The sequence below is a fragment of the Jatrophihabitans sp. genome, assembly GCF_036000465.1.
In the GTDB taxonomy this organism is placed as follows: Bacteria; Actinomycetota; Actinomycetes; order Mycobacteriales; family Jatrophihabitantaceae; genus Jatrophihabitans.
This window is the reverse complement of record NZ_DASYFV010000015.1, coordinates 1-17265: the sequence shown is the minus strand read 5'-3', so window position 1 is coordinate 17265 and position 17265 is coordinate 1. Positions and strand designations below refer to the sequence as shown.

The following is a 17265-nucleotide window of genomic DNA, read 5'->3' as shown; positions in this document are numbered from 1 at the left end:
GATCGAGGCGATCCAGTCGAGCACGCGTGGTGCGGTGGATGCGATCAGCGAGATCGGCGACATCATCGACCGGATCAACGACATCCAGACGACCATCGCCTCGGCCGTCGAGGAGCAGACCGCCACCACCAACGAGATCGCGATGACCGTCACCGAGACGGCCACGGGTGCCAACGGCATCGCCACCGACATCGCCGAGGTCGCCGCGGCAGCCAGCCAGACGCAGCGGGCGTCGACCCAGATCCTGACCTCGGTCGCCGAGCTCGGCCGGGCCTCGGAGCTGCTGCGCCAACTCATGCACTGACGGCGCCCGCCCTTCAGTCACCTCCGGCGCGGCCGATCGTTCTTCTGAACAACAACGACTCCCGTTCCCCCGGCGAGAGGCCCTGCCGTCATGCCCGCCCCTGCCCGCCTGCGCTCGATGCTGCTGCCCGGCATCGCGCTGGGAGTGCTGCTCGCCGTCGTCGCGAGGGGTAGCGCCGGCAACGCGGCGGCGGGCACCCTGCGGCCGCGACCGGTGCCCGTGGTCGCGCCGTCGTGCCCCACCGCGGCCCCGACCACGGCGGCCGGGTACGCCCGACTGTTCGCGCAGCTGCCGACGTCGCAATGGGGTGCGGCCGACCTGGCCGTCACCGTCCCCGTCGACGGGCGCAGCGTGTGGCTGTTCGGCGACACGATGAGCAGCGGTCCGACCGGCACCGGCCGGTTCGTCCACTCGACCGCGATCGTCCAGCGCCGCGGTTGCCTGCACGTCTCGAACGGCGGGGCGCAGCTGCTGCCCGACGGCCGGACCGAAGCCACGCCCACCCGGGCCCACCCGTCGCACATCTACTGGATCGTGAGCGGGCGCGCGCTCACCTCGACGTCGCTCGAGGTCACCGCCCGCTCGATCCTCGTCTTCGGCACCGGCGCGTGGGACTTCGAGGACGGCGGGGTGTCGCGCGCCGCCCTCGTCGACCTCGACCCGGTCGGCGATCTGACCCTCCGCGGGTGGCTCCGCACCTGGCGCAGCCCGCCGCCGGACGCCGGAGCGCTCATCAACTGCGACGCCCCGCGCCCCCCGCGCAAGCACCACTTCTGCTACGCCCGGCACGTGCACCCGGAACTGCGCCTGGCCGGCGGGCAGGTACTCGTCACCGTCGCCCAGAACTGGGACGACGGGACGCTGCACCGCTTCGCCGACTACCGGCCGCTGTTCCAGGCCGTCCCCGCGTCATCGGTGGTCGACCGCTAAGGTCCGCCCGCCGCGGTCCGATGAGACAAATATGACCAATTGCGGCGCGAACCGGAGCCCGATGCCGTGACTGACGTGATCCACCCGTCCGCCCGCGCCGACGCGGCCGCTCAAACCTGCGACCTGGATGCGCTCCTCGATGTCGAGAGCCGGTTCCGCGCGGTGTTCGACCACGCCCCGATCGGTCAGATCTTCAGCACCATGGACGGCCTGGTCGAGTCGGTCAACCGACCGATGGCGGCGATGCTCGGCTACGAGCCGGCGCAGATGGTCGGCCGCCCGGTCCGCGAGTTCGCCGAGCCGACCGAGTACGAACGCATCCGCGAGACCACGACCTCGCTGATGACCGGCGAGGTGCTGAGTGCCAGCGACATCCGCCGCTTCCGGCACCGCGACGGCCGGCAGGTGCCGGTACGCGTGACGAGTGCCCTGCTCCGCGACGAGGCGGGTCGCCCGGCCTGGTGGGTGTCGATGGTCGTCGATATCACCGAGGACGAGCGCACCCAGACCGAGCTGGCGCTGGCCCACGAGGCGGCGCTCGTCGCGGCCGATCGACTGCGCGTCACCCATCTGATCGCGGCGTCGGCGAACGAGGCGACGAGGCTGCACGACCTCGCGCCCGTGCTGCTCGCGTCGGTCTGCGACCACTTCGCCTGGCCGGCGGCCGCGCTCGTGCGCTGGGTCGGCGCCGGGCCCGAGGTGCTCGCATCGCACGGCGACACGATCGCACCGGCGATGCTTCCGGCCGCGCTCGAACCCGCCGACGGCGACGCCGACGTCGTCCAGCACGACACCGGTCTCGTGCTCGTGCCGTTGAAGGGGACGCGGACCGGCCGGCTGGCCTGGGTCTTCCGCGCCGGCTGCATCGACCTCGATCACGGCGCGCGCGAGGTGCTCACGGTCGTCGCCATTGAGACGGCTCGCGTCATCGAGCGCGATCGCGCGGCATCGTTGCTGCGCGACAGCGAGGCCCGCTTCCGCTCGGTCTTCGACTCGTCCCCGCTGCCGATGGGGTTGACGATCGGTGAGTCGGGCACCTTCTCGGCGGTGAACAGCGCCCTGTGCCACCTGGTCGGACGCTCCCCCGACGAGCTGCTCGGGCTGTCGGCCCGCGACATCTGCCATCCGGACGACGCCGCGCTCACCGACCCCGCCGGTGCGGCTGCCGCCGAGTCCCCCGACGGGCGGCACCGCTTCGACCTGCGCCTGCTGCACACCTCGGGGCGGGTCGTCATCGCCATGATCACGCTGGCCTGGATGGACGGCCCGGACGGGTCGCGCCAGCTGCTCGCGCAGATGGAGGACGTCACCGCGCAGCGCACCGTCGAGGACGTGCTGCGGCGCCAGGCCGAGGAGGACAGCCTCACCGGCCTGGCCAACCGCGCGCACCTCAACCGGGTGCTGCTCGAGCTCAGCCACCAGGAGCTCTCCTGCGCCGTGCTGTTCATCGACCTCGACGGTTTCAAGGTCATCAACGACACCCGCGGTCACGACGTCGGCGACGACGTCCTGCTCGCGGCCGCGGCCCGGCTGCGGACCGCGGTGCGGCCGGGCGATCTGGTCGCCCGCTTCGGCGGCGACGAGTTCGTCGTGCTGTCGCCGGCGGGCCAGGCCGATCCGCGCGCGCTGGCCCGTCGGATCGCCGACCGCATCGACGCCGCGCTGAGCGAGCCGATCGACACCGCCCAGGGCCCGGTCGTCATCACCGCGAGCATCGGCATCGCCTACGGGCCGGTCGATCGCGACGCCCCGCACGCCCTGCTGCAACGGGCCGACGCGGCGATGTACCACGCCAAGCGACGCGGCAAGGACCGCCACGAGGAGTACGACACCCAGCTGCACCAGCGCGCGGTCGAGTACCGGCGGACCGAGGCCGCCGTGCGCAACGCGCTCGCCGAGGACCGCTTCGTCGTGCACTACCAGCCCATCGTCCGGCTGTCGGATCACGCGGTGCTCGGCTTCGAGGCCCTGGTGCGGCTCATCGACGAGTCCGGCTCGATCGTCGGGCCGGACCGCTTCATCGAGGTGGCCGAGGAGAGCGGACTGATCGTGCCCATGGGTGCGTGGGTGCTCGGCGAGAGCTGTCGCATGATCGCCGACCTGCGCCGCACGACCGGTCGCCCGCTGACCGTGTCGGTGAACATCGCGGCCCGTCAGGCGGCCCGCCCCGATCTCGCCGCCACCGTGCTTCGCGCCCTCGAATCGGCCGACCTGCCCGAAGATGCGCTGTCGCTGGAGCTCACCGAGTCGGCGCTGCTCGAGGCCGACCAGGCCACGCTCGCCCAGCTCGTCGAGTTGCGCGACCGCGGCGTCGGCATCGGTCTGGACGACTTCGGTACCGGCTACTCGTCACTGACCTACCTGCGGCGCTTCCCGATCTCGCACCTGAAGGTCGACCGCTCGTTCGTGGCCGGCATGACGACGGCGGCGAGCGATCACGCGATCGTGCGGGCGGTGACCCGCCTGGCCGACGACCTCGGCATGACCTGGATCGCGGAGGGCATCGAGACCGCGCAGCAGCTCGACGAGTTGACCGCCCTCGGCGACGGCATCGGGCAGGGCTACCTGTTCAGTCGGCCGGTGCCGGCCGATCAGCTGCCGGCCCTGCTGGGCGTCCCGACCGAGCCGGCCCGGCGTCGTGCCCGCGCCACCCGCGTCGCCGCGGTGCGCCACCCCGACCGCCGGTTCGTGGGCATGCGGGATGATCGGGGCTGACCGCAACCGCCGCCGTAGCGCGAGGAGCACCACGTGACCGACCTTCTGGACCAGCCAGCGACCACCTTGCAGGGCGAGCCGACCACCTTCGGTGGCCTGACCGGCGGGAAGGCGGCCCTGGTGGTGAACGTCGCCAGCAAGTGCGGCCTGACCCCGCAGTACGCGAAGCTCGAGGCCCTGCACGAGGAGTTCGCCGACCGCGGCTTCACCGTCCTCGGCTTCCCCTGCAACCAGTTCGGCGGCCAGGAGCCGGGCACGTCGGAGGAGATCGCGAGCTTCTGCTCGGCCACCTACGGCGTCACCTTCCCGATGTCGGACAAGGTCGAGGTCAACGGCCCGGGCCGCGACCCGATCTACGACCGGCTCACCGCCGTCCCCGACGCCGACGGACGCGACGGCGACATCCAGTGGAACTTCGAGAAGTTCCTCGTTGCACCGGACGGTGAGATCGTCGCCCGCTTCGGGCCGCGGACCGAGCCCGATGCGCCCGAGCTCCGCGCGGCCGTCGATCGCCTGCTGCACAAGTGACGCGCCGGGGGTGGGGTCTCGCGGCCGGGGCGCTCGTGGCGGCGACGCTCGCCGCCTGCTCGGCCTCGAGCGCCGGCACCACGCCGACCACGACACCGACGGTCACGGCGCCGGGCACGTCCTCGGCACCTGCGCCGGCATCGTCGACAGGGGTCGTGACCGCGACCTTCCCGCCCGCGCCCGGCGCGCCGAAGCACCAGTTCTACGTCTCGATCGGTGACTCCTACGCTGCGGGCTACCAGCCGACGGCGTCCCGCAAGGGACACACCACCCGCAACGGCTTCGCCTATCAGGCCGTCACGCTGGCCCGGGCCAAGGGCTACGACTACACGCTGGTCAACTTCGCCTGCGCCGGTGCCACGACGAGCTCGGTGCTGACCCGGCCGGGCTGCCCGCCCGAGCTGCTCGGACCGGGAGCGGCCTCCTACGCCCCGAGGACCCAGGTCGGGGCCGCGGAGGCGTTCCTCGCCGCGCACCGCGGGCAGGTCGGGCTCGTCACCGTCTCGATCGGCGGCAACGACGTCACCCGCTGCGGGCTGGCGGCCGATCCGGTGTCGTGCCTGACCGGTGCACTTCGCACGGTCTCGACCAATCTGAGGACGCTGCTGACCGGGCTCCGCCAGGCTGCCGGAGCGCAGACCCGCATCGTCGGCATCACCTACCCCGATGTGCTGCTGGGCAACGCGCTGTCGAAGGACCCGACGCTGCAGAGCACGGCGAAGCTCTCCGCCTTCGCCTTCCAGGCGCTGATCAACCCGGCCCTGGACAGCGCGTACACCGCGGCGGGCGGCCGCTTCGTCGACGTCACCGCCGCCACCGGCGCCTATGGGTCGATGACCGCGCGCACGACCCTGCCGCCCTACGGGTCGATCCCGGTGCCGGTGGCCCGGATCTGCACGCTGACGTTCTACTGCCAGTTCCAGGACATCCATCCGCGCACCCCGGGCTACGGCCTCATCGCCCGGCTCGTGACGGGCACGCTGCCGCACCACTGACGTCGGGGCTTTACCCGGGCGGTAGTCGACGCGCCGCCCGGGCGCTGGTTGCCTGGGCTCATGAGCGGAACCCGCACTCGCGCCGACCAGCGCTACGACCGCACGCTGCGCGTGGTCATGTGGTCCGACGCGTTCCTGTCCGTCGCGATGGTCGGGGTCGGCCTGGTCGCCAGCCCGGTCGTCGCTCTGCTCGGGGTGCCGTCCACGATCCGGTTCTCCGTCGCCGTGGCCGCGATCGCCTGCGCGGTGCTGCTCGCCGCCTTCGGCGCGATCACCGCCGTCGTGATCATGCTGCGCCTGCGCGGCGGGGTGCACCAGTTGCCGCCCCGGCTGTGGCTGCCGCTGCCACCCGGCATGCGGCCCGCGATGTACGTCCGCGAAGGACGCCGGCGGCCTTAACCGACTCCGACCGGGACGCTGAACGCGTTCCGGTCGGATCGGGTGAGGTTGTAGGCAGGCCAAGCCGTGCATGACGGTGTCGCGGTTTCCCCCCCGAGCAACAACGCCTACAGCTCAGACACGCATCGAACCCCCCGGAATGATGCGCGGCCACCCGTGGATCCCCCGATTCCCGGTGAACTGCCTGGCCCCATGATGCCGCCGCCCGAATGTGAGTTCAAGGTGAGGGGAACATATCGGGTCGAAGGTCCCTCGTTTCAGCCCGAGTTGCCGAAGATCCCGCCCAGGGAGCCGAGACCGGTCGCGCCGTTGGTGTTCCCGGACCGCGAGTCGCGGCTGTGCTCGGCCGCCTTGGCCAGCGCACCCGCCAGCCCGGTGATCGTCATCGACTGCAGGATCACCCGGCCGTCGCCCCGCAGCGTCGCCAGGTTGAACCCCTCGCCGCCGAACACCGCGTTGACGATGCCCTGACGGTTGAGCGCGCCGACCCGCTCGATGCCGTAGGAGATGCGGTCGTCCCACGCGACGACGCAGCCGGTGTCGACCTTGAGCGTGCCGCCGTGATCGGCCGGGTTCACCTCGATGAAGTTGCCCGCGCCGGCGATGAGCAGGCTGCCGCGGCCGGTGAACTTCTCGAGGACGAACCCCTCGCCGCCGGAGAAGCCCTGCCGCAGTCCGGAGAACGCGATGTCGAAGTTCACGCCGGCCTCGGCCGCGACGAAGGCGTCCTTCTCGGCGAACCACGTGCGGGTGCCGTCGAGTTCGAGCACCTGCATCTCGCCCGGCAGCACGCCGGCCAGGGCGAGCAGTCCGTCGCCGCCCGGCGAGCTGAAGTGGCACAGCGCCAGCGACTCGCCGGCGAGCATGCGTTTGCCGGCGTCGACCGCACCGCGCAGCAACCCGCCGAGGGCCCCGCCCCCACCGGCCGGCGGCGCCGAGCCGCTGGGCTGGCCGAACCGGGTCTCCATCTGCACGTCGGCCGAGGAGAACAGGAACTTGCCCGCCTCGCTGTAGACGACCTGTCCGGGCTGCAGCCGGACGATCGCCATCTGCATGGCGTTGCCGGTCAGTTGGATGTCGAGCACTGGGCCGTCCCCTCGTGAACCTTGCCGTCACCGCATTGTGCTCCGGCGGCCCGTTCGCTCAACGACCGCGCCGACCGGCCAGGTACTGCTCGGCGAGCGCCGCCGGCGCGCAGGCGAGCCAGCCGTCGACGAGCACCTCGCGCACCGCCCGGGTCGGTGCCGTACTCAGGTGCACGAGCACCGCGGCGTAGCCGTTGAAGTGCGGGATCGTGAAGAAACCGGCCGGGTGCGCCGCCAGCACGGCCTCCTTCTCGGCGAGGTCGGCGACGGAGATCGCCAGGATGTCGCCGGCCGGCGGCGCGGTGTCAGCGAAGCGCTTCACGTCAGCCTTGCTGAACGGGCGCTCCCACGCGAAGACCTTGCCGCCGACCTGCCAGCAGCGGTGCCCGTGCCGCTCCGCCTCCACGACCTCGGGCAGCGCGAGCGCGATCGCCGCGGCCCGGTCGAGAGTGATCACGCGCCGACCCTACGACCGTCACTCCGGGGCGAGAAGTCCCCGGTCGGCGGCCAGCCGCTCGAGCGGCGGCAGCGGGTAGGCCGGGACGCCGACCGGGCGGCTCACCGAGATCGACACCGCGAAGCCGGGCACGAAGTCGTCGAGGAAGGTGACGTTGCGAGCACCCACCCGGTGGGTGCCGGCATCGGGGCGCCCGCCCGCCGACGGCTTCGCGAGCTGCACCTCGACGATCAGCTCCCCGGCCCGGACCGTGAAGGCGCGCGACTGCAGGTCCGGATCGAAACGCCCCGGGCGCTGGACCAGCACCGACGTCCCCGTCACCAGCACGGCCGACTGGAAGGTGCCCCGGACCGCCTCGAGGGCGGGGTCGGGCAGCCCCGTGGTGCGGGCGCAGACGGCGCCACTCGGGCAGTCCGACACCGGCGGCCCGACGGTGCGCGACGGCAGCCGCAGCGGCGGCGTCGACACCGCGACGGGTGACGCCGCCGAGTGGGACGCCGACGGGTGCGCGTTGCCCGGGCCGTGCCCCTTGTCGATCGCCCGCGCGATCAGCGCGCCGAGCACCAGGATCGCCGCGCCGCCGGCGAGGGCCCGGCGCTGGCCCCGGCTCTGCCGGGGCTGCGGCAGTTCCTCGTCGGGCTCGAACGTCACCGGCCCAGCGTAGGCCGGACGGCCCGCTCCGCCGGCGGTCGCCGGGGCCGCCGGTCCCGGCTCCCCCGGTTCGAGCGAACCTCAAGATCAGGACGCACGTCCCGGCCCGTCGGGACCAGGGTCCGGCCGCACCGGCGTACGGTTGGGTGTGCAATGGATCACATTGCACACGGTGACCCAACGGCGGGTCACCGGTTCGAGCAGGAGATGATCGTCCATGACACCGGCAGCCATTGCCGAGGCACTCTTCGTCAGCAGCGTGCAGCCCTCGGAACACCTCACCGACGTCCAGCTGGACGCCGCTGTCGACACGGCCCTGACCAGCCACGGCGGGATCGACGGCTGCGCCTGCGCGTGCGCCGCCGAATACGGCGACCACCCGGACACCGCGGCCGATCGCATGCGCTGGGCGCTGCAGGCCGCGACCACGACCCGGCACGTCACCGTCTCCTGATCCATCTCGCGTCCTCGGGTGGAGACGCGGTTCCACCCGAGGGTTGATGTGCCGGCGGGCGGCCCGTCGCACGATCGTCGGCATGACGAATCACCGAAGCGACGCCGTCGTCACCGTGCGCGGCCTGCGCAAGAGTTACGGATCCCGGGTCGTCGTCGACCACCTCGACCTCGACGTCCACGCCGGCGAGATCGTCGGCCTCATCGGCGCGAACGGCGCCGGCAAGACCACCACCGTCGAGTGCATCCAGGGCCTGCGGCGCCCCGATGCCGGCATGCTGCGCGTGCTCGACCTCGACCCGGTGCGCGACGCCGACCGGCTCCGCCCGCTGCTCGGCAGCCAGCTGCAGGACTCCGCCCTGCCCGATCGGCTCCGGGTCGGCGAGGCGATCGAGCTGTTCGCCACCGCCCGGGCCCGCAACGGCGACGAGCTGCTCGCCCGCTTCGGTCTCGCCGAGCGGCGGCGCTCGGCCTTCGCGGCGCTGTCCGGCGGTGAGCGGCAGCGGCTGTTCCTCGTCCTGGCGCTGCTCAACCGGCCCCGGCTGGTCATCCTGGACGAGCTGACCCAGGGCCTCGACCCGTCGGCCCGCCGCGATGTCTGGGCCGCCGTCGCCCAGCTGCGCGACGAGGGCACGACCGTCCTGCTCGTCACGCACGAGCTGGACGAGGCCGAGGCCCTGTGCGGGCGGGTTATCGCGATGCGCGCCGGTCGGGTGCTCGATCAGGGCACCCCGGCCGAGCTGATGGCCCGCCACGCCGGCCGGGCCACCGTGCGCTTCGGCTGGGGCGCCGGGCCGGACGACCTCGCGTCGACGCTGCGCCGGCTGCCCGGGGTCGCCGACGTCACCGAGGCCGGCGGCCGGATCGCGGTCCACGGCGAGCGTCAGGTGATCGCGCACGTCGGCGCCGAACTCGTCCGACGCGGCCGGGTGCCGGCCGACCTCGACGTCGACGTCCCCGACCTCGAGGCCGCCCTGCTGCACCTGCTCGACACCGCCACCAACCCCGCCGTCCCCGTCCTGACCGGAGCCCGGTGATGTCCTCCTCCACGTCCGCCGCCCTGCGACTGGTGCGGGCCGAGTTCCGCCTCGCCCCGCGCGATCCGATGACCCTGACCTTCGTGCTGGTCTTCCCGATCGTCTGCATGCTGATCATCGGCGGCGCGTTCGGCACGACGCCGGACCGCGCCTTCAACAACACCAACCCGTCGCAGTGGTACGTCGCCTCGTACTTCACGGTAGTGATCGCCGCGACCGGCCTGGTGATGCTGCCGGTGCACCTCGCCTCCTACCGCGAGCGCGGGGTGCTGCGCCGCTTCGCCGCCGCGGGCTTCCCGCGGTGGTCGTTCGCGCTGGCCGAGCTGGCGGTGGGGCTGGTGACGATCGCGCTCGCCGGCGTGCTGCTGCTCGTCGTCGCCGCTCCGGTCTACGGCGTCCCGCCGGTGCACGCGCTCGGCCGGGTGCTCGCCGGTCTGGTGCTCGGCTCGATCGCGTTCGTCAGCCTCGGCGTGCTGCTCGGCACGCTGCTGCCCTCGGCCCGCTCGGCCCAGGCGGTCGGCCTGCTGCTCTTCGTGCCGTCGTTCCTGCTCGGCGCCGGCGGGCCGCCCCCGAAAGTGATGGGCTCGGTGGTGAAGCACGTCGGCGACGTCCTGCCACTGACGTGGGTCACGCGGACCATCCGCGAGCCGTGGCTCGGCATCGGCACCCCGACGGCCTCGTTGCTGCTGGTGGCCGCGCTTGCCGTCGTCGCCACCGCGCTGGCCGCCCGGCGCAGCGCGCTGTAGCGCCGCCGGCAATACCATCCGCACCGTGATCGATTCGCCGGCCGTGCCGGAGCCGCTCCCCCGCCGCGCGGGGTGGGCGGTCTTCGGCACGCTCGCCGTGTTCGTCGTCGTCGGCGCCGTCCGGCGGTCCCTGGACCGGCCGGTGCTCGGGCTGTTCGCCGCCGCCGTCGCCCTCGCCGCGAGCGCCGCGTCGATCTTCGGCCCGCGCCGCTTGCTGCTGCCCTTCGCCGGGCTGGCGGGCGCGGCGCTGGTCGTACTCGGCAACGGTCAGTCGTCCAACGTCGGCTGGTTCGGGCTCGTCGCGCTCGCCGGATGGTGTGCCCTCGCCGCCTCGCGGCTGATCGCCGCCGGGTACCTGATCAGCGCGGTGCTGGTGCTGGTCGGCGAGGCCGTCTTCGTCCGGGTCGACCCCGGGTGGATGCCGTGGGTCGCCGGCACCGTCGTCACCTCCGCGGCCTGCTACCTGGGCCGCCGCCAGCGCGATCTCCTGGGCCGGCTGCGCGCCGCCCAGGCGGGGCTCGCGCTGCGGGCGCAGGCCGAGGAGCGCAACCGCATCGCCCGCGAGCTGCACGACGTGATCGCGCACAGCCTCACCGTCTCCCTGCTGCACGTGTCGTCGGCCCGGCTCGCGGTGCGCGACGACCCGGCGGACGCCGAGCGGGCCCTGGCCGAGGCCGAGCGGCTCGGCCGGGCCAGCCTGCAGGAGGTGCGGCACGCCGTCGGCCTGCTGCACGACGACAGCGCGGCCGACCCGACCGCGCCCCTGCCGGGGAGCACCGACGTCGCGCAGCTGATCGAGGGCTTCCGTTCGGCCGGTGCCGACGTGCGGGCGACCGTCGAGGGTGATCTCGCCGCGGTGCCGGCGACGGTCGGGCTGGCCGCCTACCGCATCGTCCAGGAGTCGCTGACCAACGCGGCGAAGCACGCCCCGGGCCGCCCGGCCACGGTGCACGTCGCCGTCACGGCCGAGGCCGTCCGCGTCGACGTCGACAGCGCCGGGGCGCCGGGCACCGGGCGCGGCATCGGACTCGTGAGCATGCGCGAGCGGGCCGAGTCGCTCGGCGGCGCGTTCTCGGCCGGCCCGGGCGGCAGCGGCTGGCGGGTGCACGCCGAGCTGCCCCTGCCGGGTCGTGCCGCGTGATCCGCGTCCTCGTCGTCGACGACCAGGAGCTCGTGCGGGCCGGCCTGCGCGGCATCCTGCGCCAGCGCTACGGCTTCGACATCGTCGGTGAATGCCCGGACGGTTCGGGCGTCGTCGCCGCCGTGCGCGACCTGGTCCCGGACATCGTGCTCATGGACGTCCGCATGCCGCGCGTCGACGGCGTCGCCGCCACCGCGGCATTGCGGGCCGACGCGACGAGCCCGCCCGTCCTCGTGCTCACGACCTTCGACGACGACGAGATCCTGGCGGCGGCGCTGCGGGCCGGGGCGTCCGGCTTCCTGCTCAAGGGCGTGCCGGCCGAGGACCTGCACCGCGCGGTGCGCGCCGTCGCCGAGGGGGGCGCGTGGCTCGACCCGGCGGTCACCGGTCGGGTGCTCACCACCTACCGCGCCGCCCCGCCACCACTCGCGACCGACCCACGACTCGATGTGCTCACCGCGCGCGAGCGCGAGGTCCTGGCCCGCATCGGTCAGGGCCGCACGAACGCCGAGATCGCCGCCGAGTTCGTGCTCGGCGCGGGCACGGTGAAGACGCACGTCAACCACCTGTTCGCCAAGCTGCACCTGCGCGACCGCGCCGCCGCCGTCGTGCTCGCGTTCGACAGCGGCCTGGTCAGCCCGCGCGGCGGCGCGCCACCGAGCTGATCGTCACGTCGAGCTGACCGTCACTTCGACGGCGAGGCCGACGGCCTGGCCGGCGACTTCGACGGGCTGACGCTCGCGCTCAGCCGGCCGAGCAGCTGGTTGATCAGCTTGTCGTAGGCCGCCTGCGCCTCGGCGATCCGCACCGGGTCGTGCGTGTCGTAGGCGCTGTTGAGCGCCGTGTGCGCGGTCGCGATCTGCGCTAGCAGCCCCTGCACCGTGCCGGCCGGCGGCGGTGCCGTCGACGGCGCCGGGGCCCCCGACGTCGGTGCCGGCGCGCTCGACGTCGGTGGCGGGGTCGACGAGCCGCCGCTCGTCGGCGGCGTGGTGGTGGTCTGGCCGCTGCTGACCGTCGAGCCGGCGTCGCGCCCGAGCACGATGTCGGCGAGGGCGGCCTCGAGCGTGGCCCCGTAGCCGATCTTGTCGCCGTAGGTGACCAGCACGCGCTGCAGCGTCGGGAAGCTCGACTGCACGTACAGCGGCTCGACGTAGAGGAACGACTCACCCAACGGCAGCGTGAGCAGGTTGCCGTGGATCACCCGCGACTGCCCCGTGTCGAGCAGGTTGATGTCGCGGGTGATGACGGTCTTGGTCTTGAACACGTTGGCGACCTGGGTCGGCCCCTGCACCGCCGTCGATGGCGGCACCTGCAGCACCGTGAGCTGGCCGTAGTCGGGTCCGTAGTCGCTGTTCACCGACAGGTAGGCGGCGAGGTTGCTCGAGTTGTTGACGACCATCGGCGAGGTGAGCTGGAACTGCGGCTTGACCGAGGTGGAGCCGGGCGGGTCGGCCAGCACGTAGAACGCCGGCTGGTTGCCCGCGGCGGGCTGGAAGGGATCCGGCGGGACGGCCCACTTGCCGCGGCCGTTGTACGACGCCACCGGGTCGTTGATGTGGTACTGGCTCAGCAGCGAGCGCTGCACGTTGAACAGGTCCTGCGGGTAGCGCACGTGCGCCCGGATCGTGCTCGGCATGTCCGTGACCGGCTGGACGAGGCCGGGGAAGACGGACCGCCAGGCCTTGAGCACCGGGTCGGAGGAGTCCCAGGCGTAGAGCTTCACCGTGCCGTCATAGGCGTCGACGGTGGCCTTCACCGAGTTCCGGATGTAGTTGATCTGGGTGTCCTTCTGGCCCTTGCTCAGTGACGTGCCGGTGATCGCGGCCAGCGACTGGCGCTCGGAGTAGGGATAGTCGGCCATCGTCGTGTAGCCGTCGACCATCCAGACGATGTGGCCGGTGCTCTGGTCGACGATCGGGTACGGGTCGCCGTCGACGGTGAGGAACGGCGCCACCTTCTCGACCCGCTTCTTCGGGTCGCGCACGAAGATGATCTTCGCCCCGTCGGCGCTCACCGCGTCGTTGAGGAGGAAGTTCGTCTCCTTGTAGTTCACCGCGAACGCCAGCTTGGCAAGCGGGCTCGACAGCGAGACGCCACCCTTGCCGGTGTAGGTCGTGGTGTTGCCGTTGCCGTCGTACTCGCGCTTCGATCCCTTGGCCCCGACGATCGAGTACTCGTTCATCTGCTGGCCGTAGTAGACCTGCGGCACCGTCGGCGTCAGGGCCTTCGGACCGGCGGGTGGGATGTCGCCCTCGGTGTAGTCACTCGGCCGGCCGCTCGTGACGTCGGTGTCGGCGCGGGCGGCGACGAAGCCGTAGCCGTGCGTGTAGACGGTGTACTGGTTGATCCACGTGTTCAACGAGCCGGTCAGGCTGGCGGGCGCGAACTCGCGGGCCCCGACGACGTAGTCGTGCACGACGTTGCCGACGCTGTAGCGGTCGACGTTGAGCGTGTCGGAGAAGGCGTAGGGCTGCGCGATCTTCTGCGCGTTGGTGAACGTCGGCCCGACGACGTTGGGGTCGAGGATGCGGATGTTCTGCACCGTCGTGCCGCCGGCACTGAGAGCACTGCTCTGCGGCGTGGAGGTCGCCGCGTACTGCTGGTAGTCCACCGTGCCGCCGTCGGTCTTGCTGACGATGTCGTAGCCCTGGCGCGTGGCCGTGATGTTGCGCTTGATGTAGGGCGCTTCCTTGTCGCTCGCGTTCGGGTTGACCGAGACGCTCTGCACGATCGCCGGGTAAATGCCGCTGATCAGGATGCTCAGCACCATCAACACGATGAAGCCGATGCCGGGCAACAGCGCGCTGCGCAACCAGATGCTGGCGAGCACGCCGACAGCCAGGATGATCGCGATCCAGAACAGGATCGTCTTGGCCGGCAGGGCCGAGTGCACGTCGGTGTACGAGGCGCCGGTGAACTTGCTCCGGCTGGAGAAGACGAAGCCGTAGCGGTCGAGCCAGTAGGCCACCGCCTTGAGCGCCATGAAGACGAACACGAGGACGGTCAGGTGGCGTCGGGCCGAGATGGTGATCTTCGGGCCGGGGGTCTGCAGCCGGATCGCGCCGGAGAGGTAGTGAATGCCGATCGAGAGCAGGATCGAGAAGATGATCGCCGTGAACCCGAAGCCGAGCAGCGTGCGGTAGAGCGGGTAGTCCCACGCGTAGAAGCTGATGTCGCGCCCGAACTGCGGGTCCTTCACCCCGAACGCGCCGCCGTGCAGGAAGAGCTGCCAGATCTGCCAGTTGCCCTGGGCCGACGCACCGGCCGCGAGGAACGAGATGACCATGATGACGCCGAGCACGAGCTTGCGGCGCGGCTCGACCATGAGCACGTAGTTCTGCAGGTTCTGCTGCTCGGGCGACATCGGCCGGAACGGCGGCTTGATCCGGTAGGCCAGGATCAGGTTGCCGCCGATGATCAGCGCCATCAGGGCGCCGAAGACGAGGAACAGCACCACCTTCGTCCAGAGCACGGTGCTGTAGACGCCGCGATGGCCGAGCTCGCCGAACCAGAGGTAGTTGATGTACACCCCGGACAGGTTCACCAGCACGATCAGCAACACGATCAGGATGCCGACCACGGAGAGCGCGATCTTCGCTCGCCGGGACAGGATCATGGACGGCATGGGCGGCCGCATCGCCACGGGCGGGCTCCTCGATAGACCGACAACGGTTCCGAAACGTCGGGAAAGACTGCAGCGTCAACGTACCGGCCCGGCCCCGGGTTCCGTCGGGTGCGGCCCCGGGCGGGCCGTACGGGACACTGGTGGGCAGCCGTCTCACCGACCGACCCCGAGGAGAACCACCGTGCTGGACGCGGCGATCGCCGAGATCGAGGCCCATGTGCACGCGGCCGGCTGGGACCGTCCGGCGACGCTGTTCGCGCTGGTACGCGCCGCGCGCTTCGCCGCCGACGACCCCGAGACCGCCCGGCGGCTGGGCGTCGACGAGCAGGACGGTGACGCCCTCACCCCCATCGAGCAGGAGGAACTGCCCGAGGGGCCGCTGGACGAGGTGCTCGCCGGCATCGCGTGGCCCGAGTCCGTCGCCGGCTGCGCGGTCAGCCAGGAGATCGTGATCCTGCCGCCGTCCGCCGAGGCCGGCCTCAGCGACGACGAGATCGCGCAGCGTGCGGCCGAGCACCCCGAGCGGCGCGAGGCCCGGCTCGTGGTCGGCGTCCTCCGCGAGGGCGAGAGCATGGTGCTGCTGCGCATGCGGGCGACCGAGGGTGAGACCGACGACCTGCTCACCGGTCCTGATCTGGCGCCGAATCTCGTCGCGGCCTTACTGGCGACCTTGCGCTGAAGCGCCTCTAGCAGCCGGCTACCGGCTGCCCCTTCTCGATCTTGAGCAGGTCCTGCACCGCGGTGTGCAGCGAATCGATCTTGACGACCTTCAGCCCCGACGGCGTCGCCTTGACGACCTCGTCGCAGTTGTCGGCCGGGGCGAGGAACACCGACGCACCCTTGTCCTTCGCGGCGATCATCTTCAGGGCGATCCCGCCGATCGGGCCGACGTGACCGTTCGCGTCGATGGTGCCGGTGCCGGCGATGAAGCGGCCCTGGGTCAGGTCGACGGAACCGATCTTGTCCATGATGCCGAGCGCGAACATCAGCCCGGCCGACGGACCGCCGATCTGGTTGGCGAGACCGAGGTCGATGGTGAACGGCGCGAGGCAGGTGTCGGCCACCTCGATACCGAGCCGGGCGCCCTTGCCACCCTTCGGCGGCTTCGCGAGGGTGACCGAGACCGACTCGGGCTTCCCCCGGCGCTTCACCACGACCGGCACTTTCGTCCCCGGCGTCTGGGCCTGCAGCACGGCGGTGAGCGCGGCCGCCGTGTCGGCCGGTGCGCCCGCGATCGACACCAGCTGGTCGCCGGCGAGAAGGATCTTGTTCGACGGGCCGGCCGTCAGCACGCTGACCACGCCGAACGCCTTGGGGTACCCCAGCTCGCACAGGGCGGCGACCTTCGCGCTGTCCTGCGAGGTGATGAAGTCCTGCGTGTTCTGCTGGTCGGTCTGCTGCTGGGACTTGCCCGGTTCGTACACGGCCGATCGGGGAACGACGACCTGGTCGTGCAGCAGCCAGCCGAGCACGGCCTGGAACGCGCTGATCGGTCGGGTGGTGACGCTGACCGTCGTCATGTTGAGGTGACCGGTGGTCTTGTTCGGCGTGCGCCCGTCGATGGTGATGATCACGTTGCCGGAGTCGTCCGCGCCGAGCGTGTTGTACGTCGGGCCGGGCGAGAGGATCACGTAGGGCACCGGCAGCGTCAGCGCCAGCGCGAACAGCACGAGGAACACGACGGTCGTGACGAGGAGGGTGCGGACCCGGCGGCTCAGGGAAGCGAAGCCGCGACCTCCGGGGATTCGGTCGACGGACGGCAGGCGGGCCACCCGGGCAGCGTAACTGCCGGGCCTGCGGCGCCGATCAGTCGCCGGGGGGCACCGGCTGGTCGGGCGCCGGCGCGGACGCCGCACCGCGGTCCTTGGATCGCGCCGTCTGCACGAGGGCATCGAGGTACTCGCTGTGCGCCTGCATCGATTCGGCCGTGTTCGGCGTCGGGGCGGGACGGGACCGCACCCACGACCACAGCGCGGCGAGCACGGTGGCACCGACCGGCACCGACAGCCACAGGACCCAGCTCACCCGGCGGACGGTACCGGCGTGGGCCGGTTCGCTGTGAGCGCAACGCGGGGGCGCCGCGGAACGGTCTGCGACCCTGGTTCGTCGCTACTACCGTGGACCGCATGCGTAGTACCCCGCTCGACCCCGAGGCCGCCGTCCGAACGGAGCACGTCCGATGAACATGCCTTTCGGTTT

At 72.0% G+C, this 17265-nt stretch carries 17 protein-coding genes and 1 pseudogene; 12 read left to right on the top strand and 6 right to left on the bottom strand.

Features of this window, described 5'->3' with window-relative positions:
- From VGN18_RS05905 to VGN18_RS05880, 6 genes and pseudogenes are all read left to right on the top strand, one after another.
- Nucleotides 1–304 (top strand): annotated as a pseudogene (locus VGN18_RS05905) (hypothetical protein); the annotation flags it as partial.
- A gap of 90 nt (nucleotides 305–394) precedes the next feature.
- Nucleotides 395–1234: a hypothetical protein gene (locus VGN18_RS05900; protein WP_327538727.1), complete on the top strand. Its 840-nt coding sequence runs from the start codon at nucleotides 395–397 to the stop codon at nucleotides 1232–1234.
- 66 nt (nucleotides 1235–1300) lie between these two features.
- Nucleotides 1301–3949: a sensor domain-containing protein gene (locus VGN18_RS05895; RefSeq protein WP_327538726.1), complete on the top strand. Its 2649-nt coding sequence runs from the start codon at nucleotides 1301–1303 to the stop codon at nucleotides 3947–3949.
- Nucleotides 3950–3982: 33 nt separating this feature from the next.
- Nucleotides 3983–4477, top strand: a complete 495-nt coding sequence (locus tag VGN18_RS05890) for a glutathione peroxidase (protein WP_327538725.1) — start codon at nucleotides 3983–3985, stop codon at nucleotides 4475–4477.
- Nucleotides 4474–5472 carry a GDSL-type esterase/lipase family protein gene (locus VGN18_RS05885; RefSeq protein ID WP_327538724.1) on the top strand — a complete coding sequence of 333 codons (999 nt, stop codon included), beginning with the start codon at nucleotides 4474–4476 and terminating at the stop codon, nucleotides 5470–5472. The genes VGN18_RS05890 and VGN18_RS05885 overlap by 4 nt, the downstream gene beginning before the upstream one ends.
- A 60-nt stretch (nucleotides 5473–5532) precedes the next feature.
- A complete protein-coding gene (locus tag VGN18_RS05880) occupies nucleotides 5533–5871 on the top strand; it encodes a hypothetical protein (RefSeq protein ID WP_327538723.1) in 339 nt (112 codons plus the stop codon).
- Between the two features lie 257 nt (nucleotides 5872–6128).
- Here the strand turns inward: VGN18_RS05880 and VGN18_RS05875 are convergent, their stop codons facing one another.
- From VGN18_RS05875 to VGN18_RS05865, 3 genes are read right to left on the bottom strand one after another with little or no spacing between them, the layout of a single operon-like run.
- Nucleotides 6129–6956, bottom strand: a complete 828-nt coding sequence (locus VGN18_RS05875; RefSeq protein ID WP_327538722.1) for an AIM24 family protein — start codon at nucleotides 6954–6956, stop codon at nucleotides 6129–6131.
- 58 nt (nucleotides 6957–7014) lie between these two features.
- The gene (locus VGN18_RS05870; protein ID WP_327538721.1) at nucleotides 7015–7413 is read right to left on the bottom strand and encodes an MmcQ/YjbR family DNA-binding protein; all 399 of its coding nucleotides are present in this window, start codon (nucleotides 7411–7413) and stop codon (nucleotides 7015–7017) included.
- Nucleotides 7414–7431: 18 nt separating this feature from the next.
- Complete coding sequence (locus VGN18_RS05865) at nucleotides 7432–8064, bottom strand: hypothetical protein (RefSeq protein WP_327538720.1); 633 nt, start codon at nucleotides 8062–8064, stop codon at nucleotides 7432–7434.
- Between the two features lie 217 nt (nucleotides 8065–8281).
- Between VGN18_RS05865 and VGN18_RS05860 the strand changes: the two genes are divergently transcribed.
- The 5 genes from VGN18_RS05860 to VGN18_RS05840 all read left to right on the top strand — a co-directional run bounded on the left by VGN18_RS05860 (nucleotide 8282) and on the right by VGN18_RS05840 (nucleotide 12106).
- Nucleotides 8282–8518, top strand: a complete 237-nt coding sequence (locus VGN18_RS05860; RefSeq protein WP_327538719.1) for a hypothetical protein — start codon at nucleotides 8282–8284, stop codon at nucleotides 8516–8518.
- 82 nt (nucleotides 8519–8600) lie between these two features.
- Complete coding sequence (locus VGN18_RS05855; protein WP_327538718.1) at nucleotides 8601–9554, top strand: ABC transporter ATP-binding protein; 954 nt, start codon at nucleotides 8601–8603, stop codon at nucleotides 9552–9554.
- On the top strand, nucleotides 9554–10300 hold the full coding sequence (locus VGN18_RS05850; RefSeq protein ID WP_327538717.1) for an ABC transporter permease: 747 nt from the start codon (nucleotides 9554–9556) through the stop codon (nucleotides 10298–10300). The genes VGN18_RS05855 and VGN18_RS05850 overlap by 1 nt, the downstream gene beginning before the upstream one ends.
- Before the next feature lie 25 nt (nucleotides 10301–10325).
- Nucleotides 10326–11441, top strand: a complete 1116-nt coding sequence (locus VGN18_RS05845; RefSeq protein WP_327538716.1) for a sensor histidine kinase — start codon at nucleotides 10326–10328, stop codon at nucleotides 11439–11441.
- On the top strand, nucleotides 11438–12106 hold the full coding sequence (locus tag VGN18_RS05840) for a response regulator transcription factor (RefSeq protein WP_327538715.1): 669 nt from the start codon (nucleotides 11438–11440) through the stop codon (nucleotides 12104–12106). Before VGN18_RS05845 ends, VGN18_RS05840 begins: the two co-directional genes overlap by 4 nt.
- A 20-nt stretch (nucleotides 12107–12126) precedes the next feature.
- Here the strand turns inward: VGN18_RS05840 and VGN18_RS05835 are convergent, their stop codons facing one another.
- Complete coding sequence (locus tag VGN18_RS05835; protein ID WP_327538714.1) at nucleotides 12127–15066, bottom strand: UPF0182 family protein; 2940 nt, start codon at nucleotides 15064–15066, stop codon at nucleotides 12127–12129.
- A gap of 181 nt (nucleotides 15067–15247) precedes the next feature.
- Between VGN18_RS05835 and VGN18_RS05830 the strand changes: the two genes are divergently transcribed.
- Nucleotides 15248–15745: a PPA1309 family protein gene (locus VGN18_RS05830; protein ID WP_327538713.1), complete on the top strand. Its 498-nt coding sequence runs from the start codon at nucleotides 15248–15250 to the stop codon at nucleotides 15743–15745.
- A gap of 7 nt (nucleotides 15746–15752) precedes the next feature.
- On the opposite strand, the gene VGN18_RS05825 is transcribed toward VGN18_RS05830, so the two are convergent.
- Nucleotides 15753–16838, bottom strand: coding sequence for a PDZ domain-containing protein (locus tag VGN18_RS05825; RefSeq protein ID WP_327538712.1), 1086 nt, complete (start codon nucleotides 16836–16838; stop codon nucleotides 15753–15755).
- Nucleotides 16839–16872: 34 nt separating this feature from the next.
- A complete protein-coding gene (locus VGN18_RS05820) occupies nucleotides 16873–17091 on the bottom strand; it encodes a hypothetical protein (protein WP_327538711.1) in 219 nt (72 codons plus the stop codon).
- Nucleotides 17092–17265 lie beyond the last annotated feature (174 nt).

Bases quoted from the DNA above. Each gene is read 5' to 3' on its own strand.
- VGN18_RS05900 (WP_327538727.1), top strand. From the start codon at position 395: ATGCCCGCCCCTGCCCGCCTGCGCTCGATGCTGCTGCCCGGCATCGCG.
- VGN18_RS05880 (WP_327538723.1), top strand. From the start codon at position 5,533: ATGAGCGGAACCCGCACTCGCGCCGACCAGCGCTACGACCGCACGCTG.
- VGN18_RS05860 (WP_327538719.1), top strand. From the start codon at position 8,282: ATGACACCGGCAGCCATTGCCGAGGCACTCTTCGTCAGCAGCGTGCAG.
- VGN18_RS05855 (WP_327538718.1), top strand. From the start codon at position 8,601: ATGACGAATCACCGAAGCGACGCCGTCGTCACCGTGCGCGGCCTGCGC.
- VGN18_RS05850 (WP_327538717.1), top strand. From the start codon at position 9,554: ATGTCCTCCTCCACGTCCGCCGCCCTGCGACTGGTGCGGGCCGAGTTC.
- VGN18_RS05835 (WP_327538714.1), bottom strand. From the start codon at position 15,066: ATGCCGTCCATGATCCTGTCCCGGCGAGCGAAGATCGCGCTCTCCGTG.